The sequence below is a fragment of the Paraburkholderia sp. Ac-20340 genome (assembly GCF_017104965.1).
Taxonomy (GTDB): domain Bacteria; phylum Pseudomonadota; class Gammaproteobacteria; order Burkholderiales; family Burkholderiaceae; genus Paraburkholderia.
Window position 1 is genome coordinate 53,443 of record NZ_JAAGPR010000013.1, and the last position, 20,686, is coordinate 74,128.

Consider the following 20,686-nt stretch of genomic DNA (forward strand, 5'->3'; position numbering starts at 1 on the left):
GTGCGGAACCAATTCGCCGAACGATTCAGCGTGAAGCGCGGGCGTGCATGAATGAGCAGAGAGTCAGCAGAACCCGCCGGGTCGCAGCGCGGCCCAGTCAGGCAGACAGACATCAAGGAGACGCAAGCATGCAGGTCAGGCAATTGTTCGATTTGAACGGTCAGGTGGCACTCATCACGGGCGGCTCTCGCGGCCTTGGCTTGCAGATGGCCGAGGCGCTGGGCGAAATGGGCGCGCGCGTGGTGATCTCGGCGCGCAAGGCCGACGAACTCGCCGAGGCGCAGAAGCACTTGCAGGCGCTCGGCATCGAGGCAATGACGATCGTCAGCGACCTGCAGCGGCCCGACGCGGCCGTCAAGCTCGTCGATGAAACGCTGGCGGCGTGCGGCCAGATCGACATCCTCATCAACAATGCGGGCGCCACATGGGGCGCGCCCGCCGAGGATTATCCCGACGAAGCCTGGCATAAGGTGATGAACCTGAACGTCAATGCGCCGTTTTTCCTCGCGCGCGAAGTGGGCAAGCGCTGCATGATCGGGCGCAAGCGCGGCAAGATCATCAATATCGCGTCGATTGCCGGTCTCAAGGGCTCGCTCGGGCCGATGCAGACGATTGCCTACAACACCTCGAAGGCCGCGGCGATCAACTTCACGCGCGCGCTCGCTGCCGAATGGGGCAAGTACAACATCAACGTGAACGCCATCTGCCCGGGTTTCTTCCCGACGAAAATGGCGGCGGGCCTGCTCGACAAGCTCGGCCAGACTGTGATCGATCACACGCCGCTGCAGCGTCTGGGCGACGAGAGCGATCTCAAGGGCGCGGTGGTGTTTCTCGCGAGCGGCGCGTCGCGCCATATCACGGGCCAGTATCTGGCGATCGACGGCGGCGCGAGCATCGTCTGACGATGGCGGCCGCGTGGCCGCTATCGTCTGTTGATACGCATGCCTAAGTATACGGACGGCTGGCGGCGCAACCCTTGTAACCCTTGTGCCGCCCACGCCGATTGCACGACCTGCGCGCCGCCGCTGGCGGTGCGCAATCCACGAGACGGAACTTGCCCATGTCTACGTCCGCCGTCGCTGTATCGTCGCAAATTGCAGCAAAGCGTTCGCCGTTCTGGCCCGCGCAACTCTCGCCGCATCTGAGCATTCCGGCCACGAACCTGTTCTATAACGCCGAAGTTTCCGCCGCGCGTTACCCCGATAAACCCTTTATCGTTTTCTACGACACGCCCGTCACCTTCGCGCAATTCAAGGACGAAGCCGAGCGCGTGGCCGGCTATCTGCAGACGGAATGCGGCGTGAAGGCTGGCGACCGCGTGCTGCTTTATATGCAGAACAGTCCGCAATGGGTGATTGCCTATTACGGCATCCTGCGCGCGAATGCCGTGGTCGTGCCCGTCAATCCGATGAATCTCACGGACGAACTCGAGCACTACGTCGAAGACAGCGGAGCCACGACGGCCTTTGTCACGCAGGAACTGTATGGGCGCATCGCGCCGCTGCTGGGCGAGGGCGCAGGGCCGGGGCTGCGTCATCTGCTTGTGGCCACCTATAGCGACTATATAAAGAACGAGCCGTTCTCGCCGCCGCCCGAATTCGTGAGCGCGCCGCGCCATGTCGAAGGCCCCGGTGTCACGCATTGGGCCGATGTGCTGGCAGCGAACATCGCGCCCGGCCCGTTGACGGCAGGCGCGGACGATCTCTGCGTGATGCCCTATACCTCGGGCACGACCGGCAAGCCGAAGGGCTGCATGCATACGCATCGCAGCGTCATGTGCACGGCCGTGGGCGGCTGCAACTGGTTTGGCAGTAATCAGGATGCCGTACAGTTATCGGTGTTGCCGCTCTTTCACGTGACCGGCATGCAGGGCGGTATGAACAGCCCGCTCTACAACGGTTCGACGGTGGTGATTCTGCCGCGCTGGGATCGCGACGCCGCGGCGCGCGCCATCGAGCATTACCGCATCAACGGCTGGCAGGCGATATCGACCATGGTGGTCGATTTCATTTCGAATCCGCGCATCGGCGAATACGATCTATCCAGCCTTGCGTGGATGCGTGGCGGCGGCGCGACGATGCCCGACGCCGTGGTCAAGAAACTGCGCGATCTCACCGGGCTGGAATTCGTGGAAGGTTACGGCATGTCCGAAACCATGGCCGCCACGCATATCAATCCGCCGCAAAACCCCAAGGCGCAATGTCTGGGCATTCCGGTATTCGATGTCGATGCGCGTATCGTCGATCCGATTACGCTCGAAGAGGTGGTGGAAGGCGAGGCAGGCGAACTCATTATGTGCGCGCCGCAAGTCATGCAAGGCTATTGGGGCAATCCCAAGGCCACGAAGGAAGCGTTTATCGAGCGTGACGGCAAGCGCTTTCTGCGTACCGGCGATCTCGTGCGCCGTGACGCGGATGGCTATTACTTCATGACCGATCGCCTCAAGCGCATGATCAATGCGTCGGGCTACAAGGTGTGGCCAGCGGAAGTGGAGGCGTTGATGTATCGCCATCCGGCCATCAAGGAAGTCTGTGTGATCGGCACGCAGGACGCGAAGCGCGGCGAGACTGTGAAAGCGGTGGTCGTGCTCGACCCGCAGCAAACCGGCAGCGTGAACGAGGACGACATCGTCAAGTGGGCGCACGAGAACATGGCAGCTTATAAGGCGCCGCGTATCGTGCAGTTCGTCGATACGTTGCCGAAGTCGGGCAGCGGCAAGATCCTCTGGCGCAAGCTGCAGGAAGAAGAGGAGGCAACGCGCTGATCGGCGCGTGAACTTTCGCTAGTCACGTATCAACGGCGGCCTCGCGCATGCGGGTGCCGCCGATCAAGACGTTTTTCCTATCGATCACGCACCGGCCAGCGCAGGCAGGCCCGGCTCGCTCCAGTCCCATCCCCCCGCTTCCTGTCCTTGCATCGCATGCTGCGCCTGTCTACCCGCGCCTTGTTGTGCGACGTTTGCCGGCTTCCACTCGCCAGGCGCCTGCGCATTCTTGCGTCCCAGAATCGCTTCACACAGAAAGTCGAGGCTATAGGCCTTCAGCAGGTGAGCGTGATGGGTTTCGATGTAGGTGGACAGGCGTGCCGCTTCGCCTTCGATTGACGCGAGCGCGTGCAGCGTGGCCGTATCCCAGCGAAACCGCAAACCCAGTTCGGCGAAGGCCGAATTGAATGCGCTCAATTGTGCGTGCGTATGCGGCTCATGCTCGACGGGGGACGTTTGGCTCATGGCGATTCTCCTGGTGCAGATGAAGAGTGGCGTGAACCAAGCGTAGGAGGGACCATGAATAAACGATAGTTAAAGTTTTTTTCGATTTATATAAATAATCGCGTATGTATTGAAATCCCCGAGGCAACTGACCCTCTGATCTGCGCGTAAACCCCGCGTTGTGACGTCTTGATCGCTGATATATTGTATTGAAAATATCGAATTCGCCTGAAGTCCCGGCTAAACCGTACGTTGGAGACCCGTCACCGATGTCCGCTGAAACCCAAGACGAAGCCGGAGCGTCGCCGCTGACCCTGACGCTCGAACCCATCAACGCCACGATCTCGCTGCGTGATCAGGCGTACGCAAAGCTCAGGCAGGCGATTGCCGAAACCGATATCTATCGCTCGCGAGACGAAATTCGTCTGGATGAGAAGGAACTCACCGAAAAGCTCGGTGTGAGCCGCACGCCGGTACGCGAGGCCATGACCTTGCTGGAGCAGGAGGGTTTTCTGCGCACGGTGCCGCGGCGCGGCGTGTATATCCTGCGCAAGACGCGCAAGGAAATCGTCGAGATGATCTATATGTGGGCCGCGCTCGAAAGCATTGCGGCGCGTCTCGCGACCCAGCGCGCTTCGGATGAAGACATTGCGCGATTGCGGCGCATGTTCTCCGGCTTCGGCGAGCAGGCGCCGGCCGAGCATATCGAGGAATACTCCGAAGCCAACATCATGTTCCATCAAGCGCTGGTCGAGCTATCGCAGTCGCCGATCATCGTGGACACCATCAAGAACATCTTTATGCATGTGCGCGCGATTCGCCGCATGACGATCGCGCAGAGCGATCGCGCCTCGCGTTCTATCGTCGATCACATGCGCATTATCGAAGCACTGGAGGCGCGCGATACCGAACGCGTCGAGCGCCTCGTGCGTCAGCATTCGATCGACCTCGCACTGTTCGTCGAAGCGAATTGCGATTTTCTCGATTGAGTGCCGTGCACTGAGACGTTTTTCGTATGAATCGATGTGTCGGTTCTTCTTATGTTGTTCGTAGTCCGTATTAATAGACGTAGCGCTTGCGCGTTGTGACGCATCAATTCATCGACGCGAAATGCGCTGCGTGCAACTGGCATCACGTATCGCATCGCAGCATGTAGTGAGGATGTCGAAAAACGTCTTGACTAATACTGTGTGTGGAATATTGTATATCACGAATCGACAACGCCCCGCCAAAGAGGAGACGTCATGGCAGAAGCAGGCATCAACGACGCGCAGAACAGCCCTGCGCAGGACGAGCAGGCGACGACGGACGGCTTTCATCTCGTCATCGACGCGCTCAAGCTCAACGATATCGACACGATCTTCGGGCTCGTCGGTATTCCGATTACCGACCTCGCGCGTCTCGCCCAGGCCGAGGGCATGCGCTTCATCGGCTTCCGTCACGAGCAGAACGCGGGCAATGCGGCCGCCGTGGCCGGCTATATGACGAAAAAGCCGGGCATCTGCCTGACGGTGTCCGCGCCCGGTTTCCTCAACGGCCTGACCGCACTGGCGAACGCCACGACCAACTGCTTCCCGATGATCCTGATCAGCGGATCGAGCGAGCGTGAAATCGTCGATCTGCAACAAGGCGATTACGAGGAAATGGACCAGATGAACGCCGCCAAGCCGTATGCGAAGGCTGCGTATCGCGTGCTGCATGCGGAGGACATTGGCATCGGCGTGGCGCGGGCGATTCGTGCGGCGGTTTCCGGCCGTCCCGGTGGCGTGTATCTGGATCTGCCGGCCAAACTGCTCGCGCAAACGATCGACGCCGTCAAGGCCCGTCAATCGCTCGTGAAAGTGGTGGACGCTGCGCCGCGCCAGTTGCCGGCACCGGACTCGGTCCAGCGTGCGCTGGATGTACTAAGGAATGCAAAGCGTCCGCTGATTCTGCTTGGCAAGGGCGCAGCCTACGCGCAGGCCGACGCACAGATCCGCGAACTGGTAGAAAAGAGCGGCATTCCTTATCTGCCGATGTCGATGGCCAAGGGCCTGTTGCCCGATACGCACGCGCAATCGGCCTCCGCCGCCCGCTCGTTTGTGCTCGCCGAAGCCGATGCCGTCGTCCTGATCGGCGCGCGTCTGAACTGGCTGCTCGCCCACGGCAAGGGAAAAACGTGGGGCGCGCCCACGCCCAAGCGCTTCGTGCAGATCGATATCGCGCCGACGGAAATCGACAGCAACGTGGCGATCGAAGCACCGCTCATCGGCGATATTGGTTCGTGCGTGGAAGCGCTGGTCGCGGGCCTCGGCAACGACTTCCCGCAGCCGCCCGCCGAATGGCTCGACGCCGTGGCGCAGCGCAAGAACGCGAACCTCGCGAAGATGGCCGCGACGCTCGACAAGAATCCGTCGCCGATGAATTTCCACAGCGCATTGCGCGCAATTCGCGACGTGCTCAAGACGCGTCCCGAGATCAACGTCGTGAACGAAGGCGCCAATACGCTCGACTACGCCCGCAGCATCATCGACATGGCCTTGCCGCGCAAGCGCTTCGATTCGGGCACGTGGGGAATCATGGGGATCGGCATGGGTTTCGCGATCGGCGCGGCGGTCACGAGCGGCACTCAGGTCGTTGCCATCGAAGGCGATAGCGCCTTTGGTTTCAGCGGCATGGAACTGGAAACGATCTGCCGCTACAACCTGCCGGTTTGCACGATTGTTTTCAATAACAACGGCGTCTATCGCGGCACGGATGTGAATCCGACCGGTAGCAGCGACGTCGCGCCCACGGTGTTCGTCAAGAACGCACGCTATGACCGGATGATCGAAGCGTTCGGCGGAATCGGCCATTACGCGAGCACGCCCGAAGAACTCACCACGGCCCTGCTCGAAGCGATTGCCTCCGGCAAGCCCACGCTCATCAATGCGGTCATCGACGAATCGGCGGGTACCGAAAGCGGACGGCTCACGAATCTGAATCCGCAAAGCGCGGCCATGAAGAAATAAATCCCGACACACTCGTTGCAGAAGAATCGGACTGACCAAGGACTATCAGGAGATAAGGCCATGAGCAAACCCCTCGACGGTATCAAGATCATCGATTTCACGCATGTGCAGGCCGGCCCGGCATGCACGCAGATGCTCGCATGGTTCGGCGCGGACGTCATCAAGGTGGAGCGTCCGGGTTCGGGCGACGTCACGCGCTCGCAACTGCGCGATATTCCCGAAGTGGATGCGCTGTACTTCACGATGCTCAACAGCAACAAGCGTTCGCTCACGCTCGATACCAAGAAGCCCGAAGGCAAGGAAGTGCTCGAAAAGCTGATCCGCGAATCGGATGTGATGGTGGAAAACTTCGGCCCCGGCGCGCTCGATCGCATGGGTTTTACGTGGGAGCGCATCAACGAACTCAATCCGAAGATGATTGTGGCTTCGGTGAAGGGCTTCAGCGAAGGCCACCATTACGACGACCTCAAGGTGTATGAGAACGTCGCGCAATGTGCGGGCGGCGCCGCGTCGACCACGGGTTTCTGGGACGGCCCGCCCACGGTCAGCGCGGCGGCGCTCGGCGATAGCAATACGGGCATGCATCTGGCCATCGGCATTCTGACGGCACTGATTGGCCGCGACAAGACCGGCAAGGGGCAGAAGGTGGCCGTGTCGATGCAGGACAGCGTGATCAACCTGTGCCGCGTGAAGCTGCGCGATCAGCAACGCCTGGATCGCGTGGGCTATCTTGAGGAGTACCCACAATATCCGCATGGCAGCTTCAGCGATGTGGTGCCGCGCGGCGGCAATGCGGGCGGCGGCGGTCAGCCGGGCTGGGTGCTCAAGTGCAAGGGCTGGGAGAACGATCCGAACGCCTACATCTATTTCACGGTGCAGGGCCACGCGTGGGAGCCGATCTGCCACGCTCTGGGCAAGCCGGAGTGGATCGAAGATCCGAAATACAACACGGCGCAGGCGCGTCAGCCGCATATCTTCGATATCTTCGCGACCATCGAAGCGTGGCTCTCCGACAAGACCAAGTATGAAGCCGTGGATATTCTGCGCAAGTTCGATATTCCTTGCGCGCCGGTGCTGAGCATGAAGGAACTCGCGAACGATCCGTCGTTGCGCGCGAGCGGCACCATTGTCGAAGTGCCGCACAAGGAGCGCGGTTCGTATCTGACCGTGGGCAGCCCGATCAAGTTCTCGGATCTCAGCCCGGAAATCAAGGGCTCGCCGCTGCTCGGCGAACATACGGACGAAGTGTTGCAGGACCTCGGTTATTCGGCGCAGCAGATTGCGGCCTTGCACGAGGTACGTGCGGTTTGATGCAGACGATGTAGCCGCGCAACGCGGCGCATGAAGCCCAGGCCGAACGGCTCGCGCTTCATGCGCCCGCGACCGAAGAACCCGCTCCCCACAGGGTCAACGCCATGACATCCGCCATCGACTTCGCCCAGCTTGCCGATGCAATCGGCGACGCCATCGTCATCTCGGACGCCGCCGGCGATATTACCTACTGGAACCCCGCCGCGACGCGCATGTTCGGTTATACGCGCGACGAGGCGATGGGTAAGACGCTCGACCTGATCATCCCGGAACGCTTGCGCGGCCGGCATTGGGAGGGCTATCAGAAGACCATGGCGACCGGACAGACGCGCTATGGCAACGACGTGCTGCGCGTACCTGCCGTCGACAAGGACGGCCGCGCATTGTCCATCGCATTCACCGTGGCACTTCTGCATGATGCGCAGGGCGCATTGAGCGGCATCGTCGCGGTGATTCGCGACGAAACGGCCCGCTTCCAGGAAGAGCGCAATCTGCGCAAGCGCGTCACGGAACTCGAAGCTCAGGCACACGCTCAGCAGTCCTGATGCTTGCGCCCGTCGCTCGGGCGCGCAAGACGCGCACAACAAAACGATCAGGAGACGGACGGCATGGCGATGACCATCGCGATACCGCGCGAGCGATTTGCAGGCGAACGGCGCGTGGCCGCCACGCCGGAAAGCGTCGCGCAACTGCTGAAGCTGGGCTATGTGGTCGAAGTGGAATCCGGCGCCGGAAATGGCGCGTCGTATAGCGACGATGCCTATCGTGCCGCGGGCGCCTGCATCGTCGAAGACGCGAGCGAACTCTGGGGCAACGCGGATATCGTGCTCAAGGTGCGGCCGCCGTCGATCGAAGAAGCGCAACAACTCAAGCAGGGCGCCACGCTGATCGGCTTTATCTGGCCCGCGCAGCAGGGACCTTTGCTCGATGCGTTCGCCGCGCGTGGTGCAACGGTGCTGGCCATGGATTGCGTACCGCGTATTTCGCGTGCGCAAAAGCTCGACGCGCTGAGTTCGATGGCCAATATGGCGGGCTATCGTGCCGTGATCGAGGCCGCGCAATATTTCGGCCGTATTTTCACCGGGCAGATTACCGCGGCGGGCAAGATGCCGCCCGCGAAAGTGCTGGTGATCGGCGCGGGTGTGGCTGGGCTGGCTGCCATTGGCGCGGCGCGTGGACTGGGCGCGATCGTGCGCGCATTCGATACGCGGCCCGAAGTCGGCCAGCAGATCGAGAGCATGGGCGCGGAGTTCCTCACCGTCGAACTGGAGGAAGAAGGCGGCGGCTCCGGTGGATACGCGAAGCAGATGAGCGCGAAATTCATCGAAGCCGAAATGGCGCTCTTCAAGGCGCAGGCGGCGGAGGTCGACATCATCGTGACCACCGCGCTGATTCCCGGCAAGCCCGCGCCGCGATTGCTCGATGCGCAGACGGTGGCCTGTTTGCGCGCGGGCAGTGTGATCGTCGATCTGGCTGCGGAGCAGGGCGGCAACTGCGAACTCACGCGTGCGGGCGAAGTCGTGCAGGCGCATGGCGTGACCATCGTCGGCTATACGGATCTGCCGAGCCGCATGGCGAATCAGTCGAGCCAGCTTTACGCGACCAATCTGCGGCATCTGCTGACCGATCTCACGAGCGCGAAAGACGGCGAGTTGAAGATCGATATGGACGATGTGGTGCAGCGCGGCACGACCGTCATGTTGAAGGGCGAATTGTGCTGGCCTGCGCCGCCTGTGCCCACGGCGGCCACCCCTGCGGTGAAGCCGGAAACTGCTAGATCGACTTTGCCAGCGCATGGCGATGCGAACAAAGACAAGGAGGCAGAACGCAAAAGCGGTGTCGGTTCAATCGTTGCGCTCGCATCGATTGCCGTGTTGCTGCTTGCGCTCGGCGCCATCGCGCCGCCCGCTTTTGTGGCGCATTTCACGGTATTCGTGCTGGCTGTCTTTATCGGCTATCAGGTGGTGTGGAACGTCACGCCCGCGCTGCACACGCCGCTGATGAGTGTGACGAATGCGATCAGCGGCATCATCGTGATCGGCGCGTTGCTTCATCCTGTCGGAGCGAATGCGCTCGTGAGTGTGCTGGCGGGCGTGGCGCTCGTGATTGCCACGATCAATATCGCGGGTGGCTTCCTGGTCACCCAGCGCATGCTGAAGATGTTCCAACGGACCTGAGGAGACGTCATGCTGAACGGAATCGGCAATATGGCGTGGCTGGGCGCGGCGACGCTGTTCATCCTCAGCCTGCGCGGACTGAGTCATCCCACGAGCGCGCGACGCGGCAATATCTACGGCGTCTGCGGCATGACGATCGCGGTGCTGGCCACCTTGCTGGTGACACGCGGCGCGGGGCTGGGTATCGCCATCGTCGCGGCGGTCGTGGGCGGCGGTATCGGTGCGGTGCTGGCGCGTCGTGTGGAGATGACGCAGATGCCGCAACTCGTGGCGGTGCTGCATAGCTTCGTCGGCCTTGCGGCCACGCTCATCGCCTTTGCCAATGCGCTTTCGCCGGCTGTGGAATCAAGCAGCGTCGAGCGCGCGATTCACGATACGGAGATCTACGTCGGCGCCTTTATCGGCACGATCACGTTCACGGGTTCTATCGTCGCGTTTCTCAAGTTGCAGGGCACGCTGGGCGGAAAACCGCTCGTATTGCCGGCTCGACATCTGATGAACGCGGTCGCGCTCGCGGTGTGCATCGTGCTCGGTTACGTGTTTGTTTCGACGACCGATGCCACGCAGGCGCTCGCGGCGCTCGGCATCATGTGTGCGATTGCGGCGGTGCTGGGCGTGCATCTGGTGATGGCGATCGGCGGTGCGGACATGCCGGTGGTCGTCTCCATGCTCAACAGTTATTCGGGCTGGGCGGCGGCCGCGACGGGCTTCATGCTCGACAACGATCTGCTGGTGACGACGGGCGCGCTGGTCGGTTCGAGCGGCGCGATTCTCAGCTATATCATGTGCCGGGCGATGAACCGCAGCTTTGTTTCGGTGATCCTTGGCGGCTTCGGCTCGGTGGCGGCAACGGCGAGCGCAGCGCCCGAAGGCGAGGTGGTAGCCACCAGCGTGGACGAAGTAGGCGCGCTGCTGCGTGATGCCGCCGAAGTCGTGATCGTGCCGGGCTATGGCATGGCGGTCGCGCAGGCGCAAGGTACGATCAGCGAGATCACGCGACGGCTGCGTGCCCAGGGCGTGCGGGTGCGCTTCGGCATTCATCCGGTGGCGGGGCGTTTGCCGGGTCACATGAACGTACTGCTTGCCGAGGCGAAAGTGCCGTACGACATCGTGCTGGAAATGGACGAGATCAACGAAGACTTCACGAATACCGATGTCGTGCTCGTGATCGGCGCGAACGATATCGTCAATCCGGGCGCGCAGGAGGATGCGGCCAGCCCGATCGCGGGTATGCCGGTGCTCGAAGTGTGGAAGGCGCGCACGGTGGTGGTCTCCAAGCGTAGTATGGCGACAGGCTACGCGGGCGTGGACAATCCGCTGTTCTATAAGGACAACACACGGATGTTGTTCGGTGACGCGAAGGGGAGTGTCGATGCCTTGCTGAGGCAACTGGAAACGGCTTGAAGCGGCTTGAAGCGGCTCGAGAAGCGGCTGGGACGCCGTTCAGGAAGCAGTGTAAGGAAGGGCTTAAAGCAGATTGACGCAATCAAAGCGTCAACACATGGAGAGAGACAACCGTGGCACACACCGATCGCATCGACGCCCCTTATACGGCGCGACGCCATAACCGTTGGGTGCAGCTCGTAGCGGGCATTGCCTGCATGGGGCTGGTCGCCAATCTGCAGTACGCATGGACGCTTTTCGTCGTGCCGATGGACGCGCGCCATCATTGGGGGCAAGCCGCAATTCAGCTTGCGTTCTCGCTCTTCATCGTCACCGAGACCTGGCTCGTGCCGGTCGAAGGCTGGCTCGTGGACCGTTTCGGGCCGCGTCCTGTTGTGATGGGCGGCGCGGTGTGCGTGGCGCTGGGCTGGCTGCTCGATGCGTGGGCGCCCGTGTTGCCCGTGCTTTACGTGGCGGCGGTGATTTCAGGTATTGGCGCGGGTTGCGTCTATGGCACCTGCGTGGGCACGGCCCTCAAGTGGTTTCCCGATCGGCGCGGCCTTGCGGCAGGCATGACGGCAGCGGGCTTTGGCGCCGGTGCAGCACTGACGGTGATTCCGATCTCGCGCATGATCCAGCATTCGGGTTACGAAACCGCCTTCGTTTTCTTCGGACTCCTGCAAGGTGTCTGCATCATGGCGCTCGCGCTGGTGATGGTGCGCCCCAAGCCGCCGGCGCACGCTGCATTGATGAAACGCGTGGTCGCAACGAAGACCGATTACACCACGCAGCAAATGGTGCGCGCGCCCTTGTTCTGGGTGATGTACGCGATGTTCGTCTGCGTGGCGGCGGGCGGCATCATCGCCACGGCGCAGATCGGGCCGATTGCGAAGTCCTACGGTTTTGCGTCGATGCCGGTGGCGTTCATGAGCGTGAGCTTGCCGCTGCTCACGATGACGCTGTCGATCAACAATCTCTGCAACGGCTTTACGCGGCCGCTTTGCGGCATGATTTCGGATCGGATCGGGCGCGAGAACACGATGTTCATCACGTTTCTCGGCGAAGGGCTGGCGCTGCTCGGGCTGCGTTACTTCGGACACGACCCGTATCTGTTCATGCTGTTTTCAGGGCTCGTGTTCCTGTTTTACGGCGACATCTTCTCGAACTTCCCGGCCACCTGCGCCGATACCTTCGGCGCGCGTTATGCGGCGGGCAATGCCGGCACGCTTTATACGGCCAAAGGCACCGCTGCGCTGCTTGTGCCGGTGGCGACACTGCTTGCGCTGCATGGCGGCTGGAATAGCGTATTCGAGTTCGTGGCCTGTATCGCGATGATGGCAGGCGTGTGCGCGAAGGTCGTGTTGCAGCCGATGCGGCGGCGCTGGATCTTCCAGTCGGCCGTACCGGTGGCTTCGCCGGTGGAAACGAGGTTTAACGCTGCGCCGATAGGCTCGCGGGAATGAAGCGCCTCAGGTTGCGTTGCCTTGCGTGGTTCGCTTGACCGCGCAAGCCTTGCCGGCACGGTTACGGACCGCGCGCAGGAAGATCATGGCCGGGGAAGTCGCGCGGATGCGAGCGCGCCGGATGCGTCGCGTGTCGGTGCGTGCCTGCAGACGGCGCGCATCGCTCTCAGTCGGGACAGAAGGGGCGGTGGCGTCGACTAGCGAACCATAGCGATTGTCGGCCTGGGTGCGCTCGATCCAATCGACGTTCAGGCGGGTCGCGATGAGCCAGGTCGCTGCGGCACCGAAGCCCAAGGCAACGATCGTAGCGATGACAACGAGTTCCATCCGGTCTCCATTCGTTCGGGTATCGCCGATGTCTGGCAATGTATACCGAAGAATATAACGCGTTGGCGGAACCGAAGTGTCAAGAAAACGTGAGGGTAGAGAAGAAAGAAGCAGAACTAGAAGCAGAAATGAAAAAAGCCAGCATAGAGCTGGCTTTTTTCATGAATCTTGGTGCCCAAGAGAGGACTCGAACCTCCACAGTGTTGCCACCGCCAGGACCTGAACCTGGTGCGTCTACCAATTCCGCCACCTGGGCAAGGTGTCGCTTACTACTTGCTGCTGCGCTGTGTTGTGCAGCAGAGAACGAGATTCTAGCGCATCTGTAGAGCCTGTCAATAGGCTTTTTCAAAAAATCTTCACATCGCAGAACAACTGCGTTCTCATGGGCTGCAGCGTGAGAGAGATGGACTCGATTTGCGAACGTCGATGTCGGGAAAATGCAGAGGCTGAAAAACAAAAAGCCCGAGCAAGCGGTTTCGCTTCGGTCGGGCAGTGGCGCCATGCTCAACATGATGGTGCAGACAAACCTGCGCTTGCGCGCTGTCGCTGTCGCTGTATCGGCAAGATGCGATTCAGCGGGAGAAATGAAAAAAGCCAGCATAGAGCTGGCTTTTTTCATGAATCTTGGTGCCCAAGAGAGGACTCGAACCTCCACAGTGTTGCCACCGCCAGGACCTGAACCTGGTGCGTCTACCAATTCCGCCACCTGGGCAAGGTGTCGCTTACTACTTGCTGCTGCGCTGTGTCGTGCAGCAGAGAACGAGATTCTAGCGCATCTGTAGGGCTTGTCAACAGGTGAATGCAAAAAACTTTTGCGGCGGGCTTGATCGACAGTTGTTCGTCGCTTGCGATGAATATCGGGGAGCCGACATTCGCTCATCGCGCGTTCAGCGGCTTGCGCACTGAATTGTCGGGTGCGGCGCGGGTGTTAGAATGCCTCGCAGCAGTATAGGTGGCGCGCCGCTCGCGTCGCGCACCCGTTACGTCAGCCGCATGTTGCAGCATTCGAAGACCGCGGCGCGGCATGATTGCCACGATCCGCGTGATATCCGACGTCCACGCAACGAGAACAACCATCGACAAGCCCTTGAGCAAATATCCGTACCCGATTCCCAGCCGCGAAGAAATCCTTGGCGTGCTGCGGACCAGCGAATCGCCCTGCACCGCGAACGATATCGCCGAGGCGCTCGCGATCAAGCGCCAGGAGCGCGAAGGGTTCTTCAGGCGGCTCGCCGCGATGGAGCGCGACGGGCAGATCCGGCTCGACTCGCGCGGCCACTATCAACTCGCGCATCCTTCCAATTTCGTCGCGGGCCGCGTTCAGGGCCATCGCGACGGCTATGGTTTCCTGATTCGCGACGACGGCCAGGACGATCTGTTCCTGCCGCAAGGCGAGATGCAGAAGGTCATGCATAACGATCGCGTGCTTGCGCGCATCGTCGGCTATGACCGCCGCGGCCGCCCGGAAGGGCATATCGTCGAGGTCACGGACCGCGCGAACCGCCGTGTGATCGGCCGTCTGCTCAACGAGAACGGCGCTTTGATCGTCGCGCCCGAAGACAAGCGCATCGGCCACGACATCCTCGTCACGCAGAATCCGAAGAAGGCCAAGCCTGGCCAGGTCGTGGTGGTCGAGCTGACCGATTTCCCGAGCCGTCATTCGCAGCCGCTCGGCCGCGTGGTGGAAGTGCTCGGCGACATCGACGATCCGGGTATGGAAATCGAGATCGCCGTGCGCAAGTACGGCGTGCCGCACGAGTTCAGCAAGGAAGCGCTCGCGGATGCCGCGAAGCTGCCCGATGCCGTGCGTCCGACCGATATCCGCTACCGCGTCGATCTGCGCGATGTGCCGCTCGTCACGATCGACGGCGAAGACGCGCGCGACTTCGACGATGCGGTCTATTGCGAACCGATGCAGGTGGGCAAGGGCGAAGGCTACCGTCTGCTCGTTGCGATCGCCGATGTCTCGCATTACGTGCTGCCGGGCAGCGGCCTGGACGTGGACGCCATCGAGCGCAGCACCTCGGTGTACTTCCCGCGCCGCGTGATCCCGATGCTGCCGGAGAAGCTCTCGAACGGCCTGTGCTCGCTCAATCCGCACGTGGATCGCTGCGTGCTGGTCTGCGACATGGTCATCACCGCGCGCGGCGAGATCAAGGCGTATCAGTTCTATCCGGGCGTGATGCATTCGGCGGCGCGTCTCACGTATACCGAAGTCGCGGCGGTCCTGACCAACACCAAGGGTCCCGAGGCCACGCGCCGCGCGGCGCTGATGCCGCATCTGCAGAACCTGTACGGCGTCTATAAGGCACTGTTCGCGGCGCGCCAGAAGCGCGGCGCGATCGACTTCGACACCACCGAGACCTATATCGTCTGCAATGCGCAGGGCAAGATCGAGCAGATCGTGCCGCGTCAGCGCAACGACGCGCACAAGCTGATCGAGGAGTGCATGCTCTCGGCCAACGTCTGCGCGGCGGACTTCATGAAGCGCAACAAGCACCCGGGCCTGTACCGCGTGCACGCGGGTCCGAGCGCGGAAAAGCTCGAAAACCTGCGTACTTTCCTGCGCGGCATGGGGCTTTCGCTCGGTGGCGGCGACACGCCGCACGCCAGCGACTACGCGGCGCTGATGGCGCACATCCGCGACCGTCCCGATGCGCAGATGCTGCAGACGATGCTGTTGCGCTCGATGCAGCAGGCGGTCTACAGCCCGGACAATATCGGCCACTTCGGTCTCGCCTATGAGGCGTACGCCCATTTCACGAGCCCGATCCGCCGCTATCCCGACCTGCTCACGCACCGCGCGATCTACGCGATCCTGCAAGGCAAGAAGTATCAGCCGGCTGCGCCCGAAGGCGTCGATCTCAACACGGCGCTGTCGCCGCGTGCCCGCGCCATGCAGGCCGAGGACGAAGAGAAGCGCGGTCGCAGCGCGCGTACCGCTCGCGGTGCGAACACGGCGATCTGGGAAGAGCTGGGTCTGCATTGCTCGGCCAACGAGCGCCGCGCCGACGAAGCCTCGCGCGACGTCGAAGCCTGGCTCAAGTGCTATTTCATGCGCGACAAGCTTGGCGAGGAATACGGCGGCATGGTGAGCGGCGTGACGTCGTTCGGCATCTTCGTACAGCTCGATTCGCTCTTTATCGAAGGTCTGGTACACGTGACGGAACTCGGTTCCGATTACTTCCAGTACGACGAGATCAAGAACGAGCTGCGCGGCGAGCGCACCGGCATCCGCTATCGTCTTTCGGATCGCGTGCGCGTGCAGGTCAGCCGCGTCGATCTCGATGCGCGCAAGATCGACTTCCGTCTCGTGCGCGATACGCCGGTCAAGCCCGCCGTGAATCGCGGCGCGCAGGCCCAGCAGGAGCGCAGTGCTGGCGAAGGCGGTGCGCGCGTGCGTCCCATGCCGATGGCCGCAGACGACGTGCGGCGCAAGAAGGCCGCGCCGCCGCAGAGCGCAGCCGTGAAGGAAGCGCGTGCAGCGCGTGGCGCGGCCAAGACCGCGAAGAAGCGTGCGCCGTCGAAACCGGCGGCCAAGAAGTCGCCGCCGCGCAAGAAGCGTTAAAGCCTTACCCACGGCGCGCGCCTCGCTCGTATCAATGAGCGTGCGTGCGCCGTGACCCGGTGCGCGGAATCATCCGGCGCATCGGCGCAATATCACTCGTTCGCGGCGCTTTGATGCGCCGCGAACCGTTTATCAGGGGTTGTATCCAGTCATGTCACGTCTCAAGGTTCTTTACGGGTTTCATGCGGTGACCGCACGTATGCGGCACGACGCGTCCACGGTCGAAGATGTCTATTACGATCCGACGCGGCGCGATCGCCGTATGCAGGACTTCCTGCACACCGCGAAAGAAGCGGGCGTGCGCATCATCGCCGCCGACGAAACGCGTCTCTGGGGTCTCGCGCACACCGAGCGCCATCAGGGCGTGGTCGCGCGCGTGCACGACATGGCGCTCGCGCAGAATCTGGCCGAGCTGCTCGACGGCATCCAGGGCTCGCCGCTCCTGCTGGTGCTCGACGGCGTGACCGATCCGCATAACCTCGGCGCCTGTCTGCGCGTGGCCGATGCGGCCGGCGCACATGCCGTGATCGCGCCGCGCGATCGCGCCGTGGGCCTGAACGCGACCGCCGCCAAGGTGGCGAGCGGCGCCGCCGACACGGTGCCGTACATCACCGTGACGAACCTGGCGCGCGCGCTGCGCGAGCTCAAGGACGCGGGCGTGTGGATCGTCGGCACGGCGGGCGATGCGCCTGCGGGCCTTTACCAGACCAAGCTCGACGGTCCGGTGGCACTCGTGATGGGCGCCGAAGGCGAAGGCATGCGCCGTCTCACGCGCGAAACCTGCGACGAAGTCATGCAGATTCCGATGGCCGGCACGGTCGAAAGCCTGAACGTTTCTGTCGCGTCGGGCGTGTGCCTGTTCGAGGCGGTGCGTCAGCGCGCAGCACGCTGATCGACCTTGATCGACGCAGTATGACGACCTTGCTTCACGCGGGACGGGGGGCGCTGGCCGCCGCTGCGGCCGCGCTCGCGCTCGCCGCGTGCGCGCCCGTGACGATGACCGACCGCGGCGCCTACGTCGCGGACTCGCAATATCACGCGCGCAGTGCCGATTCGCGCATCCGCTTCCTCGTGTTGCATTACACGGAAGGCGACGAGCCGACCTCGCTCGAGGAACTCACGCGTGAAAACGTGAGCGCCCATTACCTCGTGCCCGAGCATCCGCCGCTGCGCGACGGCAAGCCCGTCGTGCTGCAACTGGTGCCCGAGTCGCAGCGTGCCTGGCACGCGGGCGTGAGCGAGTGGCAGGGCACGACGGAGCTCAATGCCGCGTCGATCGGCATCGAAAACGTCAACTCGGGTCCGCACGATACGCCTCAAGGCCGCACGTGGGCGCCCTGGCCGGCCGATCAGGTGGCGGCGATCATCGCGCTGTCGAAGGACATCGTTGCGCGTTATCACATCCCGCCCACGCGCGTGGTGGGGCATAGCGACATCGCGCCGCAGCGCAAGATCGATCCGGGCGCGGCGTTTCCGTGGAAGCAGCTTTACGATGCAGGCGTGGGCGCCTGGCCCGACGACGCCACGGTGAAAGCCGATCTCGCCGGCCGCGCGCCCGATGCGCCCGCCGATGTGCGCGCGTTACAGACGAAGCTCGCGCGCTACGGCTACGACGTGGCCACCGACGGCGTGCTCGACGAACCCACGCGCCGTGTGTTCGCGGCGTTCCAGATGCACTTCCGGCCGCGCGACTACTCCGGCACGCCGGACGCGCAAACCGATGCAATCGCCCAGGCGCTGCTCGACAAATACGTCGATCGCACCGCGCCCGTGGTGCCAGGCGCGACCGAAACGGCGCCCTGATTCGCCCGGAGCGTGTTCGCGGCGTGTGCCGGAACCGCTTCCAGCCGGGATATGACCGAAAACGCATCGCTTGCCGGCGGGCGGCGCCCGCAACTCCGGTAAACTAGGCGTTTTCCGGTTTTCTCTCTCGGGCAGCACCCATCATGACTCAAGACGAACTCAAGAAGCTGGTTGGCCAGGCCGCGGCCGACTATGTCAACGCGAACGTGCCGGAAGGCTCGATCATCGGCGTCGGCACCGGCTCGACCGCGAACTGCTTTATCGACGCGCTGGCCGCGAACAAGAGCCGCTATCGCGGTGCGGTGTCCAGCTCGGTTGCCACCACGGCACGCCTCGAAGCGCACGGCTTCAAGATTTTCGACCTCAACGAAATCGAATCGCTGCCCGTCTACGTCGACGGCGCCGATGAAATCGACGCTTCGGGCGCGATGATCAAGGGCGGCGGCGGGGCGCTCACGCGCGAGAAGATCGTGGCGTCGGTGTCGGAAGTGTTCGTCTGTATCGCCGATGCGAGCAAGCGCGTCGAGGTGATGGGCCAGTTCCCGCTGCCGATCGAAGTCGTGCCGATGGCGCGCACGGCCATTGGCCGCCGCGTGACGGCGCTGGGCGGCGTGCCGGTGCTGCGCGTGCAGAAGGACGGCTCGCCGTTCATCACCGACAACGGCAACGAGATTCTCGACGTGAAGGGCCTGCGCATCAGCGATCCGCGTACGCTGGAAGCGCACGTCAATGCCTGGCCGGGCGTCGTGACCGTGGGCCTGTTCGCAGCGCGCGGCGCGGACTTCTGCCTGCTCGGCGGCGAAAACGGCGTCGAGCGTATCGACTACCGCAAGGCCTGATGCACTGAATTCGCGGACGGTGGCGTGATGCACACGTGTTGCACATGACGCCGTCCGCGTTGTTTTGCGGGTCGTAAATGGCGGCACGTCAATCGCAGCACGTCATGCGCGCACATCGATATGGATTCCTGACTAAAAATCATTCCACATCGAGCGCCTGAAGCGAAGAAAAGGCAAAGCGCGCCGGAGCCGGAACGCTTTGCAAAATCAAACACACACACACGAGAAACGGGGCGCAGGGTTCGCCGGGCAACTTCGTCCGGCGGCCCTGGCCGGGCCTCCGCGTCTTATTCCACCGTTTCGGCCTGACGCAGGCGCGGCAGCAGGCGGTCGAACTCGCGGCGCACGAGGCCGTAGCACTCGCAGGCGCGGGCTTCGAGGCCTTCGCGGTCGAGCACGCGGATACGTCCGCGGCTATGGTGGATCAAACCTTCGTCGTGCAGCTTGCCGGCTGCTTCCGTGATGCCTTCGCGGCGCACGCCGAGCATATCGGCGATGAGCTGCTGCGTGACCGTGAGGTCGTTCGAAGCCACGCGGTCCACTTCGATCAGCAGCCAGCGGCACAGCTGCTTGCTCAGCGAGTGGTGACGGTTGCAGGCGGCGGTTTGCGCGACCTGGGTGAGCAGTGCGTGCATGTACAGCAGCATCAGGCGGCGCAGAAAGTCCGAGCGCGCGAACTGCTGCTTGAGGCTTTGTGCGCTCATCCGGTAGGCGAAGCCCGCGCACTGCACCTGCACGCGGTTCGGCATGGTTTCGCCGCCCGTCAGGACGGGCACGCCCGTCATGCCTTCGCGGCCCACAGCGGCGATTTCCACGGAACTGCCGTCTTCCATCGTCGAAAGCATCGAGATGATGGCCGTGGTCGGAAAGTAGACGTGATGAATGCGCTGGCCGGAATCGCAGAGGAGTTGTTCGGTGCGCAGATTGACGAGTTCGAGATGCGGTGCGAGAGCTTGCCACTCATGCGAGGGCAGTGCGCCGAGCAAATGGTTGCCGTGCAGATCCGATTGAAGGGTCAACATGATTTGGTCCTCGTGTGAAGGCGCTTGCGCTGCCTTCCGTCTTTTCATTCCGGTCGCCGAATCGCTTGTTGTTTGCCGCTTCCCGTAGCGGCTGTTCGTTCGTCGTGCCGGCCCCATAGTCCCGAGTGCGTCCGCCGTATTTGTTTGCGTCACGCTGTGTGGCGCTTCTCACTAAGCAGGGTATGTGCCAGAGACCCGCAAACCGCGCCGCTATGCGGTTTCGCGGACGTTACGACCGGAACGCTTCCGGGCATTCCCGGTTTTTTGTTTCATATCTGTACGACGCCTGCGCGGGCCGCGCCAATGGACTGAGCAATTTGTATCGACGTAAGTTGTTGATTTTTATGGTGTTAACAGGGCTTCGGGACGGCCTTTCGAAAATGACTCCAGACTGAAACATGCTGCGCGACAGGTCGCCACGGCGGGGTCAGGGTGGGCATGAGTGCGTTCGGTTTTGAATCACCGCTGCTGCGCTGCGGCTGGAGTGCCAGGAAACGTTCGCCTGTGAAACATGCCCGCGTTACGGCACGTCACGTTACGTGTGCGCTGCCGCACATAACGCGGTGGGCTTTGCTGCCGGCGCAGGCCAGCGACG

The 20,686-nt window shown here is 62.6% G+C and carries 16 protein-coding genes and 2 tRNA genes; 13 read left to right on the plus strand and 5 right to left on the minus strand.

Going from position 1 to position 20,686, the window contains the following annotated elements:
* The first annotated feature begins 128 nt into the window (after positions 1 to 128).
* Together G3N59_RS17340 and G3N59_RS17345 are read left to right on the plus strand one after the other, a co-directional pair.
* The gene (locus tag G3N59_RS17340; protein WP_205983860.1) at positions 129 to 902 is read left to right on the plus strand and encodes an SDR family oxidoreductase; all 774 of its coding nucleotides are present in this window, start codon (positions 129 to 131) and stop codon (positions 900 to 902) included.
* A 158-nt stretch (positions 903 to 1,060) separates the two neighbouring features.
* Complete coding sequence (locus tag G3N59_RS17345; RefSeq protein WP_205983861.1) at positions 1,061 to 2,764, plus strand: long-chain fatty acid--CoA ligase; 1,704 nt, start codon at positions 1,061 to 1,063, stop codon at positions 2,762 to 2,764.
* An 84-nt stretch (positions 2,765 to 2,848) separates the two neighbouring features.
* On the opposite strand, the gene G3N59_RS17350 is transcribed toward G3N59_RS17345, so the two are convergent.
* The gene (locus G3N59_RS17350) at positions 2,849 to 3,229 is read right to left on the minus strand and encodes a hypothetical protein (RefSeq protein WP_205983862.1); all 381 of its coding nucleotides are present in this window, start codon (positions 3,227 to 3,229) and stop codon (positions 2,849 to 2,851) included.
* A 248-nt stretch (positions 3,230 to 3,477) separates the two neighbouring features.
* On the opposite strand from G3N59_RS17350, the gene G3N59_RS17355 reads away from it, so the two are divergent.
* From G3N59_RS17355 to oxlT, 7 genes are all read left to right on the plus strand, one after another.
* A complete protein-coding gene (locus tag G3N59_RS17355) occupies positions 3,478 to 4,197 on the plus strand; it encodes a GntR family transcriptional regulator (RefSeq protein WP_205983863.1) in 720 nt (239 codons plus the stop codon).
* Positions 4,198 to 4,452: 255 nt separating this feature from the next.
* Positions 4,453 to 6,198: an oxalyl-CoA decarboxylase gene (gene oxc, locus G3N59_RS17360; RefSeq protein WP_205983864.1), complete on the plus strand. Its 1,746-nt coding sequence runs from the start codon at positions 4,453 to 4,455 to the stop codon at positions 6,196 to 6,198.
* A 60-nt stretch (positions 6,199 to 6,258) separates the two neighbouring features.
* Positions 6,259 to 7,509, plus strand: a complete 1,251-nt coding sequence (frc, locus tag G3N59_RS17365) for a formyl-CoA transferase (RefSeq protein WP_205983865.1) — start codon at positions 6,259 to 6,261, stop codon at positions 7,507 to 7,509.
* A 104-nt stretch (positions 7,510 to 7,613) separates the two neighbouring features.
* The gene (locus tag G3N59_RS17370; protein ID WP_205983866.1) at positions 7,614 to 8,054 is read left to right on the plus strand and encodes a PAS domain S-box protein; all 441 of its coding nucleotides are present in this window, start codon (positions 7,614 to 7,616) and stop codon (positions 8,052 to 8,054) included.
* 63 nt (positions 8,055 to 8,117) lie between these two features.
* The gene (locus tag G3N59_RS17375) at positions 8,118 to 9,686 is read left to right on the plus strand and encodes a Re/Si-specific NAD(P)(+) transhydrogenase subunit alpha (protein ID WP_205983867.1); all 1,569 of its coding nucleotides are present in this window, start codon (positions 8,118 to 8,120) and stop codon (positions 9,684 to 9,686) included.
* 9 nt (positions 9,687 to 9,695) lie between these two features.
* The gene (locus G3N59_RS17380; RefSeq protein WP_205983868.1) at positions 9,696 to 11,090 is read left to right on the plus strand and encodes an NAD(P)(+) transhydrogenase (Re/Si-specific) subunit beta; all 1,395 of its coding nucleotides are present in this window, start codon (positions 9,696 to 9,698) and stop codon (positions 11,088 to 11,090) included.
* A gap of 113 nt (positions 11,091 to 11,203) precedes the next feature.
* Entirely contained in the window at positions 11,204 to 12,532 is a 1,329-nt protein-coding gene (oxlT, locus tag G3N59_RS17385; protein ID WP_346777898.1) for an oxalate/formate MFS antiporter, read from the plus strand.
* Positions 12,533 to 12,538: 6 nt separating this feature from the next.
* Here the strand turns inward: oxlT and G3N59_RS17390 are convergent, their stop codons facing one another.
* The 3 genes from G3N59_RS17390 to G3N59_RS17400 form a co-directional block, all read right to left on the minus strand.
* Positions 12,539 to 12,859, minus strand: a complete 321-nt coding sequence (locus G3N59_RS17390) for a hypothetical protein (RefSeq protein WP_205983869.1) — start codon at positions 12,857 to 12,859, stop codon at positions 12,539 to 12,541.
* 169 nt (positions 12,860 to 13,028) lie between these two features.
* Positions 13,029 to 13,115, minus strand: a tRNA-Leu gene (locus tag G3N59_RS17395).
* 369 nt (positions 13,116 to 13,484) lie between these two features.
* Positions 13,485 to 13,571, minus strand: a tRNA-Leu gene (locus tag G3N59_RS17400).
* Between the two features lie 312 nt (positions 13,572 to 13,883).
* On the opposite strand from G3N59_RS17400, the gene rnr reads away from it, so the two are divergent.
* The 4 genes from rnr (at position 13,884) to rpiA (ending at position 19,069) form a co-directional block, all read left to right on the plus strand.
* Positions 13,884 to 16,427, plus strand: a complete 2,544-nt coding sequence (gene rnr / locus G3N59_RS17405) for a ribonuclease R (protein ID WP_205983870.1) — start codon at positions 13,884 to 13,886, stop codon at positions 16,425 to 16,427.
* A gap of 151 nt (positions 16,428 to 16,578) precedes the next feature.
* The gene (rlmB, locus tag G3N59_RS17410) at positions 16,579 to 17,319 is read left to right on the plus strand and encodes a 23S rRNA (guanosine(2251)-2'-O)-methyltransferase RlmB (protein ID WP_205983871.1); all 741 of its coding nucleotides are present in this window, start codon (positions 16,579 to 16,581) and stop codon (positions 17,317 to 17,319) included.
* Positions 17,320 to 17,339: 20 nt separating this feature from the next.
* Positions 17,340 to 18,230 carry an N-acetylmuramoyl-L-alanine amidase gene (locus G3N59_RS17415; protein ID WP_205983872.1) on the plus strand — a complete coding sequence of 297 codons (891 nt, stop codon included), beginning with the start codon at positions 17,340 to 17,342 and terminating at the stop codon, positions 18,228 to 18,230.
* Positions 18,231 to 18,373: 143 nt separating this feature from the next.
* The gene (gene rpiA / locus G3N59_RS17420; RefSeq protein WP_205983873.1) at positions 18,374 to 19,069 is read left to right on the plus strand and encodes a ribose-5-phosphate isomerase RpiA; all 696 of its coding nucleotides are present in this window, start codon (positions 18,374 to 18,376) and stop codon (positions 19,067 to 19,069) included.
* A 287-nt stretch (positions 19,070 to 19,356) separates the two neighbouring features.
* On the opposite strand, the gene G3N59_RS17425 is transcribed toward rpiA, so the two are convergent.
* Complete coding sequence (locus tag G3N59_RS17425) at positions 19,357 to 20,091, minus strand: Crp/Fnr family transcriptional regulator (RefSeq protein WP_205983874.1); 735 nt, start codon at positions 20,089 to 20,091, stop codon at positions 19,357 to 19,359.
* Between the last annotated feature and the right edge of the window lie 595 nt (positions 20,092 to 20,686).

What these genes read in the sequence shown, in the direction of transcription:
- G3N59_RS17340 (WP_205983860.1), top strand. Translation starts at nt 129, where the DNA reads ATGCAGGTCAGGCAATTGTTCGATTTGAACGGTCAGGTGGCACTCATC.
- G3N59_RS17345 (WP_205983861.1), top strand. Translation starts at nt 1,061, where the DNA reads ATGTCTACGTCCGCCGTCGCTGTATCGTCGCAAATTGCAGCAAAGCGT.
- G3N59_RS17350 (WP_205983862.1), bottom strand. Translation starts at nt 3,229, where the DNA reads ATGAGCCAAACGTCCCCCGTCGAGCATGAGCCGCATACGCACGCACAA.
- G3N59_RS17355 (WP_205983863.1), top strand. Translation starts at nt 3,478, where the DNA reads ATGTCCGCTGAAACCCAAGACGAAGCCGGAGCGTCGCCGCTGACCCTG.
- oxc (WP_205983864.1), top strand. Translation starts at nt 4,453, where the DNA reads ATGGCAGAAGCAGGCATCAACGACGCGCAGAACAGCCCTGCGCAGGAC.
- frc (WP_205983865.1), top strand. Translation starts at nt 6,259, where the DNA reads ATGAGCAAACCCCTCGACGGTATCAAGATCATCGATTTCACGCATGTG.
- G3N59_RS17370 (WP_205983866.1), top strand. Translation starts at nt 7,614, where the DNA reads ATGACATCCGCCATCGACTTCGCCCAGCTTGCCGATGCAATCGGCGAC.
- G3N59_RS17375 (WP_205983867.1), top strand. Translation starts at nt 8,118, where the DNA reads ATGGCGATGACCATCGCGATACCGCGCGAGCGATTTGCAGGCGAACGG.
- G3N59_RS17380 (WP_205983868.1), top strand. Translation starts at nt 9,696, where the DNA reads ATGCTGAACGGAATCGGCAATATGGCGTGGCTGGGCGCGGCGACGCTG.
- G3N59_RS17390 (WP_205983869.1), bottom strand. Translation starts at nt 12,859, where the DNA reads ATGGAACTCGTTGTCATCGCTACGATCGTTGCCTTGGGCTTCGGTGCC.
- rnr (WP_205983870.1), top strand. Translation starts at nt 13,884, where the DNA reads ATGATTGCCACGATCCGCGTGATATCCGACGTCCACGCAACGAGAACA.
- rlmB (WP_205983871.1), top strand. Translation starts at nt 16,579, where the DNA reads ATGTCACGTCTCAAGGTTCTTTACGGGTTTCATGCGGTGACCGCACGT.
- G3N59_RS17415 (WP_205983872.1), top strand. Translation starts at nt 17,340, where the DNA reads ATGACGACCTTGCTTCACGCGGGACGGGGGGCGCTGGCCGCCGCTGCG.
- rpiA (WP_205983873.1), top strand. Translation starts at nt 18,374, where the DNA reads ATGACTCAAGACGAACTCAAGAAGCTGGTTGGCCAGGCCGCGGCCGAC.
- G3N59_RS17425 (WP_205983874.1), bottom strand. Translation starts at nt 20,091, where the DNA reads ATGTTGACCCTTCAATCGGATCTGCACGGCAACCATTTGCTCGGCGCA.